Origin of the sequence: Flavobacterium anhuiense, from assembly GCF_900101855.1 — a bacterium.
Lineage (GTDB): Bacteria > Bacteroidota > Bacteroidia > Flavobacteriales > Flavobacteriaceae > Flavobacterium > Flavobacterium anhuiense.
This window is the reverse complement of sequence record NZ_FMVC01000004.1, coordinates 409,774-426,635: the sequence shown is the minus strand read 5'-3', so window position 1 is coordinate 426,635 and position 16,862 is coordinate 409,774. Positions and strand designations below refer to the sequence as shown.

Sequence of the window (16,862 nt, the reverse complement as noted above, 5' to 3'; positions counted from 1 at the left end):
TTTTTAATGAGGCAATTTATCTTTAATCAAACCATAAACCCAAGTTCCAGCAATGGCACTAACCAAAGTAACCACAATTACAGTTGCTCCTGTGCCAATTTGCGCAAAAAGCGGACCTGGACAAGCTCCAGTAATGGCCCATCCAAAACCAAATAATAATCCGCCGTAAATTTGACCTTTATTGAAAGTTTTTGGCTGAATTTCTATTTTCTCACCATCAAGAGTTTTGATATTGAATTTTTTAATCAATTGAACAGAAATTAATCCAACTGCGACAGCACATCCAATTACGCCATACATGTGAAATGATTCCAAATTGAACATTTCTTGAATACGGAACCAGCTGATGATTTCTGCTTTTACGAATACAATTCCGAAAAAGATTCCAACGATTAAATATTTTAAATTGCCTATTGCCGTTTCTTTTTTCTGGCTTGCGTTGATTCCTTCGCCGTCTATATTTTTATTTTCTAAACTCATTTTTGAAATTTTAAAGTGAAAGAATATAAGGCAAAATCAGAAGTGCCATTACAAAACCGCCAATCATAAAACAGATTGTTGCAACTAATGAAGGCCATTGTAAATTTGATAATCCCATAATCGCATGACCGCTTGTACAACCTCCGGCGTAACGAGTTCCAAAACCTACTAAGAATCCGCCTACAACAATCATAATGAATCCGCGAAGAGTCAATAAACTTTCCCAAGAAAATAATTGTGCGGGAACCAAACCGCTATGATCTGTGATTCCGTAAGTGGCTAATTTCTCTGATAATTCAGGAGCAATTTCCACTGGATTTGGATTTGATAAAAAATGAGCAGCAATAAAACCTCCGAAAAATATTCCAAGAACAAAGAAAAGATTCCAGCTTTCTTTTTTCCAGTCGTATTTAAAAAATGAAATATTTGCAGGAATACAAGCCGCACAAATGTGACGAAGCGAAGAACTAATCCCGAAAGATTTATTTCCGATAATTAATAAAATTGGAACTGTTAATCCAATCAAAGGGCCTGCAACGTACCAAGGCCAAGGTTCTTTAATGATTTCAAGTATACTCATTTACTTTTAAAATTTAGATTTTTTATTTTTAACGATTAAGATATTAAGAGAATTAAGCCAATCTGACTTAATGAAACTTTTCAAAAGAAGGTTAAGAAAAATTAAGCATTCCAACTTAATTCTCTTAATATCTTAATGGTAAAATTATATTTATGCTTTTAATGTTTTGCTCTGACAAACAAAATCTGATTTTGGGACATTAGTTTTTGAAATCGCTCCGAAACCGCCTTCAATTTCAGAAAAATTTCTGAAACCTCTTGCTTGAAGGATAGAAGCAGCAATCATACTTCTGTAACCTCCAGCGCAATGCAAATAAAAATGCTCATTCGGATTAATATCTTTTACCCAATCATTAATATAAGCCAAAGGTTTGCTGTAAGCGTCATCTATATGTTCTGCGGCGTATTCTGTTTCTTTACGGATATCAACCACTTTATCTTCTCCGAATTTAAATTCACTAGCAAATTGCTCAGCAGTGATTCTGTTTACAGTATCAATTTCGAAACCTGCGTTTTGCCAAGCTTCAAAACCGCCTTCCAAATGTCCGATAATCGTATCAAAACCAACACGGCTTAAACGCGTTACAGTTTCTTCCTCCATTCCAGTTGCAGTAACCAATATAATTGGCTGTTTTACATCTGCAATTAAAGTTCCAACCCATGGAGCGAAATCACCGTTGATTCCAATATTGATAGACTGCGGAATAAATCCTTTACTAAAATCGGCAGCACTTCTTGTATCTAGAATTAAAGCGCCAGTTTCTTCTGCTACGGCTTCAAAATCTTTTACGTTTATAGCTCTCATTCCGTTGTGTAAAACAGTTTCAAAGCTTTCATAACCACCTTTGTTCATTGCGACGTTCATGCTAAAATAAGCAGGAGGAGGCAATAATCCATCAGTAACTTCTTTGATAAATTCTTCTTCGGTCATGTTAGCACGTAAAGCGTAATTGGTAGCTTTTTGATTTCCGATTGTCGAAACGGTTTCTTTGCTCATGTTTTTTCCGCAAGCACTTCCAGCACCATGCGCAGGATATACAATTACGTCATCAGCAAGCGTCATGATTTTATCTCTTAACGAATGAAATAAAATTCCAGCTAACTGGTCTTGTGTCATTCCAGCCGCTTTCTGAGCTAAATCTGGACGTCCAACATCTCCAATGAATAAAGTATCTCCAGAGAAAATGGCGTGATCTTTTCCGTTTTCATCAATCAGTAAAAAAGTAGAGCTTTCCATAGTATGACCAGGAGTGTGCAACACTTTAATAGTTACTTTTCCGATTTTAAATTCTTGTCCGTCTTTTGCAGAAATGCAGTCAAATTCGCAGGCAGCATTTGGTCCGTAAACAATTGGAGCTCCCGTTTCTTTGCTTAAATCTACGTGTCCAGAAACGAAATCGGCGTGAAAATGCGTTTCAAAAATATATTTCAGTTTCACTCCATCGCGCTCTAAACGATCCAGATAAGGCTGAATTTCTCTAAGCGGATCAATAATGGCCGCTTCGCCATTTGAAGTAATATAGTATGCACCTTGAGCAAGGCATCCGGTGTAAATTTGTTCTATTTTCATGATTCAGTAATAAAAATAATGGAAGACAAAGGTAGTCTTGTTTTTTAAAAAAATAGGTGACTAATGTTACAGAAATTAGGTTTTTGTGTAAAAAAATGTGGTGTTTGACATATTCAGTTGAGATAAATTAAATTTAAAGTGGAGCAATTACGCTTTAAGCTTTAATTTTGCATATGACGAATGTCATTTCAAAACAAAAAAGAAAATGAAGACACAAGACTTATTGGATCAGATTGCTTTTATAAAAGAAATTGATAAAGTAAAATACATTCAGCGCAAGACCAAATTATTCAACAGCGACAGATGCGAGAATGATGCAGAACACAGCTGGCATTTGGCTTTAATGGCAATTGTTTTAGCAGAACATTCAAATGAACCGATTGATGTTTTGAAAGTCGTAAAAATGGTTTTGATTCATGATATTGTAGAAATAGATGCTGGCGATGTTTTTATTTACGATACCGTAAAAAATCATTCGAACACAGATGAAGAACGTCTAGCAGCAAACAGAATCTTTGGTTTACTTCCTGAAAAACAAAAAGAAGAATTTATTTCCATTTGGGAAGAATTTGAAGCAGGAGAAACCAACGAAGCTAAATTTGCAAAATCTATGGACAGACTTGAACCTTTATTGCAGAATACATCAAACAATGGCGGAACTTGGAAAGAGTTTGGAGTGAAATACGATAAAGTTTACGAAAAGAAAAGCGTTATTGAGGAAGGTTCAAAATCGATATGGAATTATGCCGAAGGTTTGATTAATGAAAGTGTTGAAAAGGGGATTTTAGAGAAATAAAATAATAACCACGCAATCAAAATCAAACATAGCCTGCGGTTTCAACCGCAGGAACACAATGGATATTACAATACGTTTCCCGTGGTTGAAACCACGGGTTATTTTTTTTGATCATGTAAATCTATACGCAATCTTGTCATTTCGACCGAAGGGAGAAATCTTCGTAAGAAGCTCGACAAAGAATTGCTTCTCGTTACGGAGTTACTTGCGAAGATTTGCTTCGCCTATTCGCTATCGCTCGAGTCTTCTTCGTCGAAATGAGAAAACAGTTCGCAAAAAATATATGCGAAGAAACTTTGTCAAAGTTTTGAACTTTGACAAAGCTGTATTGACAAGTGTTATTTCTACCCTTTAAATTGTTGAAAAGTTTAACAAATATCGGGCGATAAACTTTTTTTAAAGGGCGTTAATTCGGGTTCTAATGGTTAAATTTGTGGAACTTCATAAACAAATTACCATTATGGAAGAAATGCTCTTTTATGATCGAATGCAATTTGCCTTCACGATTACTTTTCATTATCTCTTTCCACAACTTACAATGGGCCTTTCGCTCATCATTGTTTACTTCAAGTGGAAATATCTCAAAACTCAAGACGAACAATACAATCACGCCACCCATTTCTGGATGAAAATCTTCGCTCTCAATTTTGCAATGGGCGTTGTAACAGGAATCCCGATGGAGTTTCAATTTGGAACCAATTGGGCAAAATTCTCTGAATTGACAGGAGGAATCATCGGTCAGACCTTGGCAATGGAAGGAATGTTTTCTTTCTTTCTCGAATCTTCTTTTCTTGGATTATTTTTATTTGGAGAAAAACTTCTCGGACATAAATGGCATTTTGTAACCGGATTATTAATTATGATTGGTTCATGGGCCAGTGGATTTTTAATTATTGCTACACATTCTTGGATGCAAAATCCTGTGGGTTACGAAATTCTGGAAAACGGAAAATTTGTATTGAATAACTTTCAAGCATTATTCTTGAATCCTTGGCTTTGGCCTTCTTTTCTGCACAATCAAGCGGCTTCTTTAGTGACAAGTTCTTTTGTCGTGGCTGGAATTGGAGCTTTCTATATTTTAAGTAATAAAAATGTTTCTTTCGGAAAACTATTTTTAAAAACAGGGGTAATCTTCGGATTGATTTCGAGTATTATCGTAGCTGTTCCAACAGGAGATTTATTGGCTAAAAATGTCGTGAAATATCAGCCCGTAACTTTTGCTGCGATGGAAGGGATTTTTCATACCGAGAAAAAAGGTTCAGAGATTGTCTTAATCGGACAGCCCGATGTGAAAGACAAAAAACTGGACAATAAAATTGCCGTTCCAAATATTCTAAGTTTCCTTACGTACGGAAATTGGAATCAGGAAATTCAAGGTTTAGATCAATTTGAAGAAGATCTGCATCCAACTAATATTTCGGGATTGTATTATGCCTATCATATTATGGTTGGTCTTGGAACTGTGTTTATTGGATTAATGGTGCTTTCACTTTTTCAATTAATAAGAGGAAAACTATTTGGAACCAAATGGCTTTTATGGTCTTTGATGTTTATGATGCCATTTCCATATATTGCCAATACCACAGGCTGGTATACGGCCGAATTAGGAAGGCAGCCTTGGCTGGTTTATAATTTAATGCGAACAGCATCTGGAGCTTCGCCGACGGTTTCTTCAGGAAACACCTTGTTTACATTGCTTGGTTTTATCGGTTTATACCTTTTACTGGGAATGCTGTTTTTGCTTTTGATTGGAAAAATTATCAATAAAGGGCCGCGTCATGTGGAACTTTCAACAGAAAAAATATAAGTATGGAATTTTTTTGGTACGTAGTTTTAATGGGAATTTTGGCTGTTTATCTCGTTTTAGACGGCTATGATTTTGGTGCAGGAATTATTCATTTATTTTTTGCCGAAACAGAAAGAGATAAAAAAGTAATTGTCAATTCGATTGGTCCATTTTGGGATGCCAATGAAGTTTGGCTGATTGCAGCTGGAGGCGTTTTGTTTTTTGCATTTCCAACTTTATACGCTTCGTCTTTCAGTGGATTTTACTTGCCTTTGATTATGATTTTATGGCTGTTGATTTTTCGCGCCATCGGATTGGAAATGCGTGGACAGATTCATAATCATATGTGGGAAGCAATTTGGGATAAAGCTTTCGGAATTGCAAGTTTGCTTTTGGCTCTTTTCTTCGGAATTGCTTTAGGAAATATCGTTCGAGGTGTCAATCTCGGAATGGTTCAAAATGGCGTTTCAACGCAAGAAGCGCATTATTTTTTTCTGCCTTTATGGAATCCAACTTTTAGTCCGCAAGCGAATGAATTGGGAATTATTGATTGGTTTACGCTTTTCTTAGGAATTGTGAGTGTTGTCGCATTGACGATTCATGGTGCAAACTGGATTGTTTATAAAACAAATTCGGCGCTAAATCCGAAATTGAAAAAAGTGGTTTTTGCCTTGAATATTGTGCTATTGGTTTTAGTTTGTATTTCGCTTCAAATTTGGCACTTTATTGAGCCGAAACCATTTCATAATTTTGTTGAAAACCCGATTCTCTGGTTTTTTCCTTTAATGACTTTTGTTGGAATTGCTGGATTATTCAAAGTTCGTTCTTTTAAAAAAGACGGTCACGGATTTTTGTTTTCGACTTTGTTTTTAGTTGGAGGATTTGCTTCTACAGCGGTTTCGATTTTTCCAAATGTGTTGCCTTCAACCAATAAAGTAAATCCGTCATTAACGATTTATAATACTGCTGCTCACGAATACGGATTAAACGCTGGTTTGAGCTGGTTTTTTATCGCTTTGTTTCTGGTGATTGTTTACTTTGTTATTCAATATCGTGTTTTTAGCGGTAAAATGGATGATGTAGGGTATGGGGAGCATTGATTTTTTTACAGCCACTCCCGATAACTATCGGGATCACGAATTTTTATTTTGATTTGAATGGAATTCTGAATTTTGTAACTATGAAATACACGAATTTTAATTCCTTCAATATCAAATCAATTGCCTCCAGTTTTAACTGGAGGTTTTTTGTTGAATTTGAAATTGGGCTTTAGCCAAACTTTGCGGTTTTTGGCTAAAGCCTTTTTGTATACATTTGTTTGCCTCCAGCTAAAGCTGAAGGCAATTGATTGAAAATATTAAAAACAGAACGTCATTTTACCTGAGTCTGCGTTAGGGATAGAAGCGGTATCTCCCGATTTAGAAAAACAAGGCTTTTTTAGCCGTAGTTTTTGTTAATCGGGAATTTAGCGGATAGCCCGTTCGCTGCGGCGAAAACGCCATAATAATATTTTCTATTAATTAGCATATTTAGCAGTAAAAAACCATAAGGCAATTTTTACAAAAGATTTAATTACAACCAACAGTTATATTCTATAAGCTGTATTGCCGAAAAAAAAAGCAGTTAATGCTTAATATTGCGTATCTAAGAATTTTTCCCCCTAAAAGAATTTTTGGATACGATTTTTACTAAAACTTAAATCTATTTTACCTACTGAATTTATGCCTTTAACAATTTTTTCCGACGAGGTTAGGTTTTGTTATAAATCTAAAAACTGGCAGTATCAATTTGATGAAATCAAAGAGCTCGGACTGCTCAAAAAAAAGAGAAAATATTTTCTAGAAAATGGCGCTTTTATAGCTGTAACAACTGTTGCGTATTATTGCATGCTGTTTTCCAATTTAATGGACTTGTATTACATTATTCCTGCGCTTTTATGCTATGCATTTATTATAATCGCCAGGTTTGGTAATAAAGACGAGTTTGTATATTTTGTTTTTGTTAAAGATATTTACCAGAATGAAATAAGAACTAAAATTGAGCCAGAAGACCGCGTGTTAATTGGCAAGCAGATCGATAGTTATTTAGATCTTCAATTTGAACGCAGTATACAAAGAACTGCTTAAGAAAAATCAGAGATGTTTGTATTTACTATTTCCCATTATGATGTTTTTTTCATAATGGCAGCACTGATATATGGTTATTTTATTATCAAAAAAAGAAAATTAACAAAACGCTAAGTCATAGTGTTCATTATGAAGTAGCTTAACAAATACCCAAAAATAAGTATAGTTAAGTCGTTACAAATTAACGGCTGGCTGTTTTAACTATACATGATCCCAAATCAGAATAAAATTATGGCCACAACAATTAAAAGCAAGATTAAAAACATTAGAGAGTTAAAAAATTACACTCAGGAATATATGGCGGAAAGATTAGGTGTAACCCAAGCGGGCTACAGTAAAATTGAAAAAGGAAAAACTTCTTTGAGTTATGAAAAACTGGTTGAGATAGGGAAGATTTTAGATGTAAGCGTAGAGGATATAATTAGTTTTGATTACGACAAATATTTTAATAGTTTCAATAAAATAAATGGAAATAATAACGGCAGTATTTTAATTAATGCCGATAACACTTCGATTATAAAAGAACTTTATGAAGATAAAATCCAATTATTAGAAAAACTGCTTTCTAGAACCGAAATAGAATTGGAACGTTATAAAGATAAATTCGGAGAACTCTAAAAGTTTTAGTTTCATCTTTGTCAGAGCATAATGCTTTGACAAAGATTACTCTACAAGTGAAACTAAATAAATTTTTTGAAATTGCTGTTAGAATAGGACTTCTTTAGCAATAATATAAAATCCCATTATGAGAACGAACCATCCGAAAAGAGGTTTTAATTTTGTGCCGTCAATTTTTTTAGAAAGTTGGCTCCCAATAAACATGCCTATTAAAGCCATAGCTGAAACGCTCATCAGAAAAGTATAATCTATAGGTGTTCCGATATATAGGTCGCCTGCAAAACCTATTGACGAGTTTATGGTAATGATTAATAATGAAGTTCCAACGGCTTGTTTCATTGGAAGATTAGCGAAAAAAAGAAGGGCAGGAATAATCAGAAATCCGCCGCCAGCGCCTAGAAAACCAGTTACAATTCCGACTAAGAATCCAATGAAGCTAAGCTGGAAATAATTGGTTTCAACCGATTTTATTTCGGTTTGATTTTTTTTAATCATCGAAATAGCGGCAGTAATCATTAAAATTGAAAAGATAATCATAATCAGAAAATCTTTTGAAACCGTATAAGAAGCGACAGAAAACAAAGTCGATGCAATTTGCGGAAAGATTACTTCGCGGATTATCAAAATAGAAACAACCGAAGGAACCGCAAAATACAAAGCTGATTTCAGTTTTAGATTTCCCATTTTATAATGGCTGTAACTTCCAAATAACGCTGTTAATCCGACAATAAATAAGGAATAAGAAGTCGCTTGATCGGGATTGACTTTAAATAAATAAACTAAAATTGGAATTGTCAGAATAGAACCACCGCCGCCAATTAAGCCAAGTGTAATTCCGATTATGATTGAGGCGAAAAATCCTAAGTATTCCATTGCATTTATTTTAATGCAAAGTTGCTTCGGAAATTAGAATTCTACAGTAACATTTATCACAGACCTAAAATAATTTTACCATTAAGAAATTAAGGAAATTAAGCAATGCTTTCTTAATGATACTTTTAAAGGTTAAGAAATATTAAGCGATCCAACTTAATTAACTTAATATCTTAATGGTTAAAATTTAGCAATTCAATCTGGTTTCTGTTCAGTTTGACCAAACCACGCTGTTCCATTTTTTTGAGTAATCTGGAAACCACTTCGCGTGATGTATTTAATTCGGTTGCAATTTCTTGATGCGAAAGATTTACTTCAGAACAGCCGCAGGCATCAGAATGTCTTTTTAAATAGAATTCTAACCTTTCATCCATAGAACGGAAAGCGATATTGTCTACAACTTCCAAGACTTCTTCAAAACGGCTTCGGTAAGTTTCAATAACAAATTCGTACCAAGAACGGTGTTCCATCATCCATTTGTCCATTAGCTGCAGCGGAATCATCATTACAGTTACATCTTCTACTACTTTTGCCATAATTTGGCTTTTTTCGCTTTTTGCAGTGCAGATCATCGAAATCGCACAGGCTTGTCCAGGCTGTAAGTAATACATTAAAAATTCTCCGCCATCTTCACCTTCGCGATATATTTTGATTTTACCTTTAATGATCAGAACGGTATTTTTAATATACTGTCCGGTACGCATTAAAATGGTTCCGGCTTTAAAATCCTGAAGACTTCCGTTTTCTTCGATTGTAGCGATAAGTTCGTTAGAGAAATTAGGAAATATGGTTTTTAATGATTGCTGCATGTTGTGTAATAATTTTGTCACATAGAGCCAAGTCGAATTTTCTATTTTTTGGATCTAGTTTGAACCAAAAGATGTAAATCATTGTGACTAAGTTTTTATCAAAATCGAATTAAAAAATGTATTTGATTACAAAGATAATGGTTTGAAATGGGAATAATTGTCAGAAAACTAGATTTATGAGTAATTCTATGTAAATGAAGAAATCCTATTTTCTATCGATTTTGTAGGCTGAATTTTTAAAAATAGTAACTAAATTTGTAATTCACTGATTATAATACTTTCTCTAAAACGTTTTCTGAGAATAATAATCGAAATCGCATTTGGTACGTTTTTTATATAAAGAAACGTCGTAATTTTACAAAAACACATTTTACTATGAATTTATCACAAGAAGATTGGGTTGCTCAGTTACAGGCTGACGAAAATGCAGTTATACTTGATGTAAGAACTGAAGACGAATTTAATGACGGATACATTGAGAATGCTCTAAACATTGATATCAATAAAGGGCAAGCATTTATCTATGAAATAGAAGAATTAGACAAAAATAAAAATTATTATGTATACTGCCGTTCTGGGGCTAGAAGCGCAAAAGCATGCCAGATCATGAACGAATTGGGTATAGAAAACGCCTACAATCTGCTTGGAGGAATCCTAGATTGGGAAGGTGAAACAGTACATCCATAAAAAGAAGAAGAGGCAATAAAAAAGCCTCTTTTTTATTTTGAAAATAGAATTACCAGACCATTAAATAACCAAATTATGAGTTTTATACCAGAAGAATATCAGATTAATGCGCTGATAAATCAAGATACTTATCTTGTAAATGGAGAATTGAAACAATGGACAGGGCAAACCACACCTGTGTTTTCTACTATTTCTTCAACCGAAAAATATTCGCCGACTTTATTAGGTTCTATTCCTTTTATGGGAGAAAAAGAAGCAGCAGAAGTTGTCGAAGCTGCTACCAATGCATACGACATGGGACAAGGCTTATGGCCAACTATGAAAGTAGTGGATCGTATTAAATGCATGGAAAAATTTGTGAAGCAAATGAAGGAAACCCGCGAAGAAGTGGTAAAATACTTGATGTGGGAAATCGGAAAATCATTAGGAGACTCGCAAAAAGAATTCGACAGAACAGTAGAGTATATTTACGATACAATTGCAAGCTACAAAGAACTAAACGGACGCAGTTCACACTTTGAAAAAGTTCAAGGAGTAAACGCCATGATTCGCCGCGGACCTCTTGGAGTGGTTTTATGTCTTGGACCTTACAATTATCCTTTAAACGAAACTTTCTCATTGCTGATTCCAGCTTTGATTATGGGAAATACTGTAATTTTCAAACCTGCTAAGCATGGTGTTTTATGTATTTCGCCATTGTTGGAAGCTTTCAGAAGCAGTTTCCCAAAAGGGGTAATCAATATTGTTTATGGTAGAGGGCGTGAAGTGGCTTCTCCGATTATGAAATCTGGAAAAATTGATGTTTTAGCATTAATCGGAAACAGTAAATCGGCGATTGCTTTGCAAGATCAGCATCCGAACAAAAACAGATTGCGTCTAATTTTAGGTTTAGAAGCTAAAAACCCAGCGATTATCCTTCCAGATGCCGATTTAGATTTGGCTATTCAAGAATGTATCACAGGAAGTTTATCTTTTAACGGACAGCGTTGTACGGCGCTGAAAGTCTTATACGTTCACGAATCAATTAGAGAAGAGTTCAATAAACGTTTTGCTGAGAAAGTAGATAGTTTGGTTTTTGGAAATCCGTGGGAAAAAGGAGTTTCTTTAACGCCGCTTCCAGAAACTGATAAACCAAAATATATTCAAGGTTTAATTGACGACGCTGTTCAAAAGGGCGCCAAAGTGATAAATGAAAAAGGAGGTAAACATACTGAAAACTATATTTTTCCAGCAGTTCTTTATCCAGTAAACAAAGAAATGCGTGTGTATCACGAAGAACAGTTTGGACCAGTTGTTCCTGTACTTTCTTTCAAAGATATTAAAGAACCATTGAAAGATATGGCAGAATCAAACTACGGACAGCAAGTAAGTTTGTTTGGTAAAGACATAAAAACATTGGCACCGCTTATTGATGCCTTAGTAAACTTAGTTTGTCGAGTAAACCTCAACAGTTCTTGCCAAAGAGGTCCAGACGCTTTCCCTTTTACAGGAAGAAAAGATTCTGCTGTCGGAACTTTGAGTATTCCAGATGCTTTACGTTCATTCTCAATCCGTACGTTTGTAGCTTCAAAAGATATCGATTATAATAATGAGATTCTGCAGGAATTGCTTAACAGCAAAGAATCGAATTTTATTAATACAGATTATATTTTGTAGTCATCAAGGTTATATATTAATTGTAGATGCCGTTTGTTGCTTTTGGTGACAGACGGTTTTTTCTTTTTTAAAGATGCTAAGGTTCTGAGATGCTAAGTTTTTTTAATTAAAAATTAAAAATTAAAAATTAAAAATTAAAAATTAAAAATTAAAAAGCACCATTAACCAACAACCATCAACTACAAACCATCAACTACAAACCATTAACAATTAATAACTAAATTTGTAACATTATTTAAAAAAAGCAGTCTTAGTTATATACCAAACAATTTAAAGACCTAAGAATCATTATGAAAAAGAGATTTTTGCAATTTGCATTAATAGCATTTGTTCTTTTTGCCCAAGATACTATTGCTCAAGAGCTTTACGTGCCGAGAAATATAAAAAAAGCCTACGAAAACGGAACACGTTCTAAAGACGGGAAACCTGGCGTAAACTATTGGCAGAACCGCGGAAAATATAATATGGAAATTTCTGTTGATCCTAAAACCAGATTGGTTTCAGGCACAGAAACTATTATTTACGAGAACAATAGCAAGGATACGTTGAGAAATTTAGTTATCCGTTTTGTAAATAATCTTCATAAACCCACTTCGTCTCGTGGAAGCGATGTGAGCAGCGATTTTTTAAGCGACGGATTGACGATTACTTCATTAAAGATAGAAAATGAAGTCTATAAAGAAGATGCTAAAAATTGGGGAACAGTTGGAAATGTAAAATTGCAAAAACCGATTCTACCGCACTCAAAAACAACTATAAATATTGAGTGGAATTATCCTTTGTCTAAAGAGAGCGGAAGAGAAGGTCAGATTGATGAAACTACTTTCTTTGTAGCATATAGTTATCCGAGAGTTTCTGTTTTTGACGATTACAATGGTTGGGATAGATTGCCGCACACAGACCGTCAGGAATTCTATAATGACTTTAACGATTATGTTTTTTCTGTAAAAGCACCAAAAAATTATGTGGTTTACGCGACAGGCGATTTATTAAATCCGGATGAGGTTTTACAGCCTGAATTTGCATCGCGTTTGAAGAAATCTTATACAACCAATGAAATTTTGCATATCGCTAACGAGCAAGAAATGAAAAGCGGTATCGTAACCAAACAGTACGATTGGAATGTTTGGAAATTTGAAGCTAAAAATATCACAGATGTATGTTTTGGTTTAAGTGACCATTATTTATGGGATGCCAGCAGTGTAATTGTAGACAAGAAAACAAATCGACGTGCGAGTATTCAGGCAGCTTACGATATTAAAGGAACTGACTTTGTAAATTCTGTAAAAAACAATCAATATGCTTTAGATTGGTTTTCTAATAATTGGCCAGGAGTTCCTTATCCCTTTTCTAAGATGACGGCTTTTCAAGGTTTTGCCGATATGGAATATCCAATGATGTGCAACGACTCACAAATGGGAGATCCTGTTTTTGCACAGCTAGTGCAAGATCACGAAGTAGCACATACTTATTTCCCTTTTTATATGGGAATTAATGAAACACGTTATGCTTTTATGGACGAAGGATGGGCAACAACTTTTGAATATTTAATCGGGATTGCTGAGCATGGAAAAGAGGCCGCGGATAACTTTTATAAAGAATTCAGAGTAAAACATTATATAAACGATCGATCTTCAGAAGAAGATCAGCCTATTATAACAATGTCTACACAGGTTTCTGGTGCTGGTTACGGTAATAATTCTTATGGAAAAGCTTCGCTTTCTTATCTGGCACTGAAAGATTTATTGGGCGACGACTTATTCAAAAAAGCACTACACGATTACATGGATACTTGGAATGGCAAACATCCAATTCCGTGGGATTATTTTAATTCATTTAATACCTCAACAGGTAAAAATTTAAATTGGTTTTTTAATAATTGGTTCTTTACCAACAATTATTTAGATATCGCAGTAAAAGGTATTTCTGCTGACAAGAAAATGATAACAGTAGAAAACATTGGAGGTTTTGCCATTCCGTTTGACGTTGTAATTACTTACGCTGATAAATCGAAAGTAATCTTACATCAAACACCAGCAATTTGGGAAAAAAATCAGAAAACGGCTAAAATCATTTTGAAAAGCACAAAAAAAATACTGCAAATTCAGCTCGATGGGGGGATTTTTATGGATGCAACGCCAGAAAACAATGTTTTACTTGTTAAATAGATTGAGATGTTTTTAATGAATTCGTTAATAACGTTATTTTATTTTTAATAAAATAACGTTATTTGTTTAGAATAATTAATAATAATCAAAAATACGGAAAACCGTAAATGAATTTCTTTAAAAAAGACTAGGTTTGTGAAATAATAAAAAACCTACAAAATTTAATGAAAAACACATTTGCCCTGATTGTATTACTAAGTACATTCAAGTTCTTTGGACAGAATGACCAAAAAACAGCATTTCAAAAAAGCAAATATGAATTAGCTGTTTCTTACTACAAAAAAGCCGAGTTTGTAAAAGCGATCGACTTATTTTCTTTAGCAGCAAAGATTATACCAGACAATGAAATTGGAAAAGATGCTGTAAATAAAGTGGATACTTTACGTAGCCTTTTGAGAAAAGAAATTTTAAGTCAAGCCATTGGAACTTGGAAGCGAACAGGGAATCAGCCAGTTTGGTCTGCAGCTACGGCAGATAATGCCAATCAATCTAGTTTTGACGAATTAATTGAGATCAAAGAAAATGAAATAGCGTTTTATGAAGTAGACAAAAAAACAAAAGTAAAGAAACTTCTAAAAACAGAAAATTTAGTTTATAATGATGCAAACTGCACTGCATCAGTATTCTCAGAAATCATCCTTTCAGACGGAACAATTTGGAACTGCAGTCTGAATGAAAAGTCAAATATTCTTCATGTCGTTAATGTTGCGGTTAAAACAAAAACAGGAATACAGAAGATAGATAATGATAATGAAGAAAGTTATTATGTTAAGATCTAAATAAAAAAAGGGAATCAATTGATTCCCTTTTTTATGTTTTATACTTTATAAAAATTTAAATCCAAGTGAAAGACTGGTTATTCCAGTTTTAATTTCGCCACTAGAAGCATCTATGTCGCTGAGTCCTGCAAGATACCTTACGTCAAAAGTAAGTCGCCACACATCTACGCCGACACCGCCAAGCACACTGTGATTGTTTCTTTCAAATGCTATATGATTTAAATTATTGCTTGGGTTTATGTCCGAATAATTCTTCCAATTGTACCCTGCAAAGACTCTTACATTTCCTATTTTTCCAAGCGGAATGATTTTAAAACCAGCGATTAAGGTCGCATCGGTTCCAGATAATTTAAATTCGGTTTCTCCTACACCGTCTTGGAAAACGCTGAAATTAGTTTGGGCATAACCAAATTCGCCCTGCGCATAAAAAACGGTAAGATTTACTCGAGCAAAAGCAGAAAAACCAACTCCTGTATTGGTATGGTCGGAACTAAAGTTTTTTGCATCAACGGAAGTAATATTGGTCGAAAACTGCGGTCCAACTTGTATTAATTGCGCAAATCCATTTACACAAAAACATAAAAATGCTACTAAAAAGAATTTTTTCATAAGGATCTTATTTGATTTTGGTACCATAAAAATAAACATAATAGATTTAAATTGAATGATTTATCTGGTTTATTTTTTATAAGTATTTGATTGTTAGTTTTGTATGTTTCTTTTTTTTTCCTTTATTATGTAGATTAAAATCAATTATTTTTGAAAAGATTACTAAATAACTTATGGAAATAAAAACAATCAAAGCATCTGATACTTGGCAGATCCGCCATGAAGTAATGTGGCCTGACCAGCCTTTTGATTTTGTTCAGCTAGAAGAAGACGATTCAGGATTTCATTTTGGAGTTTTTGAAGATGGTAAATTAGTTTCTATAGTTTCTTGTTTTATAGAAGGGAAAGAAATGCAGTTTAGAAAATTAGCTACTTTAGAAGAATACCAGGGAAAAGGAATGGCTTCCTATCTTCTAAAATATATATTGGAATTTGCAAAAAGTAAAAAAATAGAAAAAGTCTGGTGTAACGCCAGAAGTAATAAAAAAACATTTTATGAAAAAATAGGATTTATAGATACTCATAAAATGTTTGTAAAAGCTGGTCAAGAATTTACAATAATGCAAATTAAAATTTAAAAATAAAATTCCATTTCGTTTTTATAAATGATTGTATTGTAGTTGTTTATGTGTGTTTTTTTTGAATGAAATAATATTTTTCTTCATCTAATCTTCATGTAAAAAGCTACCGAAAACGTTTTCATTTTATCTAACTGTTAAAGCTTGTTAAAAAATCTTTTTTTGTTTTAATTCTTTTATTACTTTCGCACCGAAATGAGAAATTTAATCGTATTTTTAGTATTCATGAATATGCTTCTGTTTGGCGGAGGCCAATATTTGAATGCCAATACTTTTGGTCCTCATAATCACCATCATCTGCAAAAACATAGAGTTAAATTTACCAATCAAGATCGAGGCAGTTCTATAATAGAAGACGTTGCCGATGTTGATATTGAAGAGGATTTTCTTGGCGGTGATGACACTAATTTACTAACGAACAAGTATTTTACTGCTTCGTATAGTTTGGTAGACGCTTTGTATCTGGCACTTTCAGATCAGTCTGCAGCGAATGATTCTAATCGTTTAAAATTTTCTGCGCCTGTCTTCGGGCATTCAAATCCTATCTATATTACTCAACGAGTATTAAGAATTTGATTTTACAGTATACATCGGTTACCTGAGTTTTGATCTCTGCGTATCTTGCTGTTGTATATTTTTCTACTTCTGCTTATATGAAGGTTAAGGTCTGGACTAAGGCTGACTGATGCATTTTAACATCCAAAAGGAATTTTTATTCCAAAAGCATTCAATCGCTTAATTTCCAAAC

General features: G+C 33.9%; 17 protein-coding genes. 11 read left to right on the top strand and 6 right to left on the bottom strand.

Features of this window, described 5'->3' with window-relative positions; genetic code table 11:
* Window positions 1-3: 3 nt before the first annotated feature.
* From BLP44_RS12920 to BLP44_RS12910, 3 genes are all read right to left on the bottom strand, one after another.
* Entirely contained in the window at window positions 4-480 is a 477-nt protein-coding gene (locus BLP44_RS12920; protein WP_091133477.1) for a DUF6691 family protein, read from the bottom strand.
* 10 nt (window positions 481-490) lie between these two features.
* The gene (locus BLP44_RS12915) at window positions 491-1,054 is read right to left on the bottom strand and encodes a YeeE/YedE family protein (RefSeq protein ID WP_066035164.1); all 564 of its coding nucleotides are present in this window, start codon (window positions 1,052-1,054) and stop codon (window positions 491-493) included.
* Between the two features lie 156 nt (window positions 1,055-1,210).
* A complete protein-coding gene (locus BLP44_RS12910) occupies window positions 1,211-2,629 on the bottom strand; it encodes an MBL fold metallo-hydrolase (RefSeq protein WP_091133475.1) in 1,419 nt (472 codons plus the stop codon).
* A gap of 205 nt (window positions 2,630-2,834) precedes the next feature.
* Here BLP44_RS12910 and BLP44_RS12905 point away from each other — a divergent pair, with 205 nt between their 5' ends.
* From BLP44_RS12905 to BLP44_RS12885, 5 genes are all read left to right on the top strand, one after another.
* Window positions 2,835-3,425, top strand: a complete 591-nt coding sequence (locus BLP44_RS12905) for an HD domain-containing protein (RefSeq protein WP_091133472.1) — start codon at window positions 2,835-2,837, stop codon at window positions 3,423-3,425.
* A gap of 460 nt (window positions 3,426-3,885) precedes the next feature.
* Entirely contained in the window at window positions 3,886-5,232 is a 1,347-nt protein-coding gene (locus tag BLP44_RS12900) for a cytochrome ubiquinol oxidase subunit I (protein WP_091133727.1), read from the top strand.
* Between the two features lie 2 nt (window positions 5,233-5,234).
* On the top strand, window positions 5,235-6,311 hold the full coding sequence (gene cydB, locus BLP44_RS12895; RefSeq protein ID WP_091133469.1) for a cytochrome d ubiquinol oxidase subunit II: 1,077 nt from the start codon (window positions 5,235-5,237) through the stop codon (window positions 6,309-6,311).
* A 621-nt stretch (window positions 6,312-6,932) separates the two neighbouring features.
* Window positions 6,933-7,337, top strand: a complete 405-nt coding sequence (locus BLP44_RS12890; RefSeq protein WP_091133467.1) for a hypothetical protein — start codon at window positions 6,933-6,935, stop codon at window positions 7,335-7,337.
* 231 nt (window positions 7,338-7,568) lie between these two features.
* The gene (locus tag BLP44_RS12885; protein WP_008468283.1) at window positions 7,569-7,955 is read left to right on the top strand and encodes a helix-turn-helix transcriptional regulator; all 387 of its coding nucleotides are present in this window, start codon (window positions 7,569-7,571) and stop codon (window positions 7,953-7,955) included.
* 87 nt (window positions 7,956-8,042) lie between these two features.
* On the opposite strand, the gene BLP44_RS12880 is transcribed toward BLP44_RS12885, so the two are convergent.
* Complete coding sequence (locus tag BLP44_RS12880) at window positions 8,043-8,828, bottom strand: sulfite exporter TauE/SafE family protein (RefSeq protein ID WP_091133465.1); 786 nt, start codon at window positions 8,826-8,828, stop codon at window positions 8,043-8,045.
* 173 nt (window positions 8,829-9,001) lie between these two features.
* Entirely contained in the window at window positions 9,002-9,637 is a 636-nt protein-coding gene (locus tag BLP44_RS12875) for a Crp/Fnr family transcriptional regulator (RefSeq protein WP_091133463.1), read from the bottom strand.
* A 375-nt stretch (window positions 9,638-10,012) separates the two neighbouring features.
* Here BLP44_RS12875 and BLP44_RS12870 point away from each other — a divergent pair, with 375 nt between their 5' ends.
* The 4 genes from BLP44_RS12870 (at window position 10,013) to BLP44_RS12855 (ending at window position 14,927) form a co-directional block, all read left to right on the top strand.
* A complete protein-coding gene (locus BLP44_RS12870) occupies window positions 10,013-10,324 on the top strand; it encodes a rhodanese-like domain-containing protein (protein ID WP_008468286.1) in 312 nt (103 codons plus the stop codon).
* A 75-nt stretch (window positions 10,325-10,399) separates the two neighbouring features.
* The gene (locus BLP44_RS12865; protein ID WP_008468287.1) at window positions 10,400-11,980 is read left to right on the top strand and encodes an NADP-dependent glyceraldehyde-3-phosphate dehydrogenase; all 1,581 of its coding nucleotides are present in this window, start codon (window positions 10,400-10,402) and stop codon (window positions 11,978-11,980) included.
* A gap of 290 nt (window positions 11,981-12,270) precedes the next feature.
* Window positions 12,271-14,148, top strand: coding sequence for a M1 family metallopeptidase (locus BLP44_RS12860; protein WP_091133461.1), 1,878 nt, complete (start codon window positions 12,271-12,273; stop codon window positions 14,146-14,148).
* A 164-nt stretch (window positions 14,149-14,312) separates the two neighbouring features.
* Window positions 14,313-14,927, top strand: coding sequence for a hypothetical protein (locus tag BLP44_RS12855; protein WP_091133458.1), 615 nt, complete (start codon window positions 14,313-14,315; stop codon window positions 14,925-14,927).
* A gap of 45 nt (window positions 14,928-14,972) precedes the next feature.
* On the opposite strand, the gene BLP44_RS12850 is transcribed toward BLP44_RS12855, so the two are convergent.
* Complete coding sequence (locus tag BLP44_RS12850) at window positions 14,973-15,536, bottom strand: outer membrane beta-barrel protein (RefSeq protein ID WP_091133456.1); 564 nt, start codon at window positions 15,534-15,536, stop codon at window positions 14,973-14,975.
* 173 nt (window positions 15,537-15,709) lie between these two features.
* On the opposite strand from BLP44_RS12850, the gene BLP44_RS12845 reads away from it, so the two are divergent.
* Window positions 15,710-16,114, top strand: coding sequence for a GNAT family N-acetyltransferase (locus tag BLP44_RS12845; RefSeq protein ID WP_091133454.1), 405 nt, complete (start codon window positions 15,710-15,712; stop codon window positions 16,112-16,114).
* A gap of 195 nt (window positions 16,115-16,309) precedes the next feature.
* Complete coding sequence (locus BLP44_RS12840; RefSeq protein ID WP_091133452.1) at window positions 16,310-16,690, top strand: hypothetical protein; 381 nt, start codon at window positions 16,310-16,312, stop codon at window positions 16,688-16,690.
* Window positions 16,691-16,862: the final 172 nt, after the last annotated feature.

Coding starts and splice junctions, on each gene's coding strand:
- BLP44_RS12870 (WP_008468286.1), top strand. CDS start 10,013: ATGAATTTATCACAAGAAGATTGGGTTGCTCAGTTACAGGCTGACGAA.
- BLP44_RS12855 (WP_091133458.1), top strand. CDS start 14,313: ATGAAAAACACATTTGCCCTGATTGTATTACTAAGTACATTCAAGTTC.
- BLP44_RS12885 (WP_008468283.1), top strand. CDS start 7,569: ATGGCCACAACAATTAAAAGCAAGATTAAAAACATTAGAGAGTTAAAA.
- BLP44_RS12905 (WP_091133472.1), top strand. CDS start 2,835: ATGAAGACACAAGACTTATTGGATCAGATTGCTTTTATAAAAGAAATT.
- BLP44_RS12865 (WP_008468287.1), top strand. CDS start 10,400: ATGAGTTTTATACCAGAAGAATATCAGATTAATGCGCTGATAAATCAA.
- BLP44_RS12920 (WP_091133477.1), bottom strand. CDS start 480: ATGAGTTTAGAAAATAAAAATATAGACGGCGAAGGAATCAACGCAAGC.
- BLP44_RS12875 (WP_091133463.1), bottom strand. CDS start 9,637: ATGCAGCAATCATTAAAAACCATATTTCCTAATTTCTCTAACGAACTT.
- BLP44_RS12840 (WP_091133452.1), top strand. CDS start 16,310: ATGAGAAATTTAATCGTATTTTTAGTATTCATGAATATGCTTCTGTTT.
- BLP44_RS12900 (WP_091133727.1), top strand. CDS start 3,886: ATGGAAGAAATGCTCTTTTATGATCGAATGCAATTTGCCTTCACGATT.
- cydB (WP_091133469.1), top strand. CDS start 5,235: ATGGAATTTTTTTGGTACGTAGTTTTAATGGGAATTTTGGCTGTTTAT.
- BLP44_RS12890 (WP_091133467.1), top strand. CDS start 6,933: ATGCCTTTAACAATTTTTTCCGACGAGGTTAGGTTTTGTTATAAATCT.
- BLP44_RS12850 (WP_091133456.1), bottom strand. CDS start 15,536: ATGAAAAAATTCTTTTTAGTAGCATTTTTATGTTTTTGTGTAAATGGA.
- BLP44_RS12860 (WP_091133461.1), top strand. CDS start 12,271: ATGAAAAAGAGATTTTTGCAATTTGCATTAATAGCATTTGTTCTTTTT.
- BLP44_RS12845 (WP_091133454.1), top strand. CDS start 15,710: ATGGAAATAAAAACAATCAAAGCATCTGATACTTGGCAGATCCGCCAT.
- BLP44_RS12910 (WP_091133475.1), bottom strand. CDS start 2,629: ATGAAAATAGAACAAATTTACACCGGATGCCTTGCTCAAGGTGCATAC.
- BLP44_RS12880 (WP_091133465.1), bottom strand. CDS start 8,828: ATGGAATACTTAGGATTTTTCGCCTCAATCATAATCGGAATTACACTT.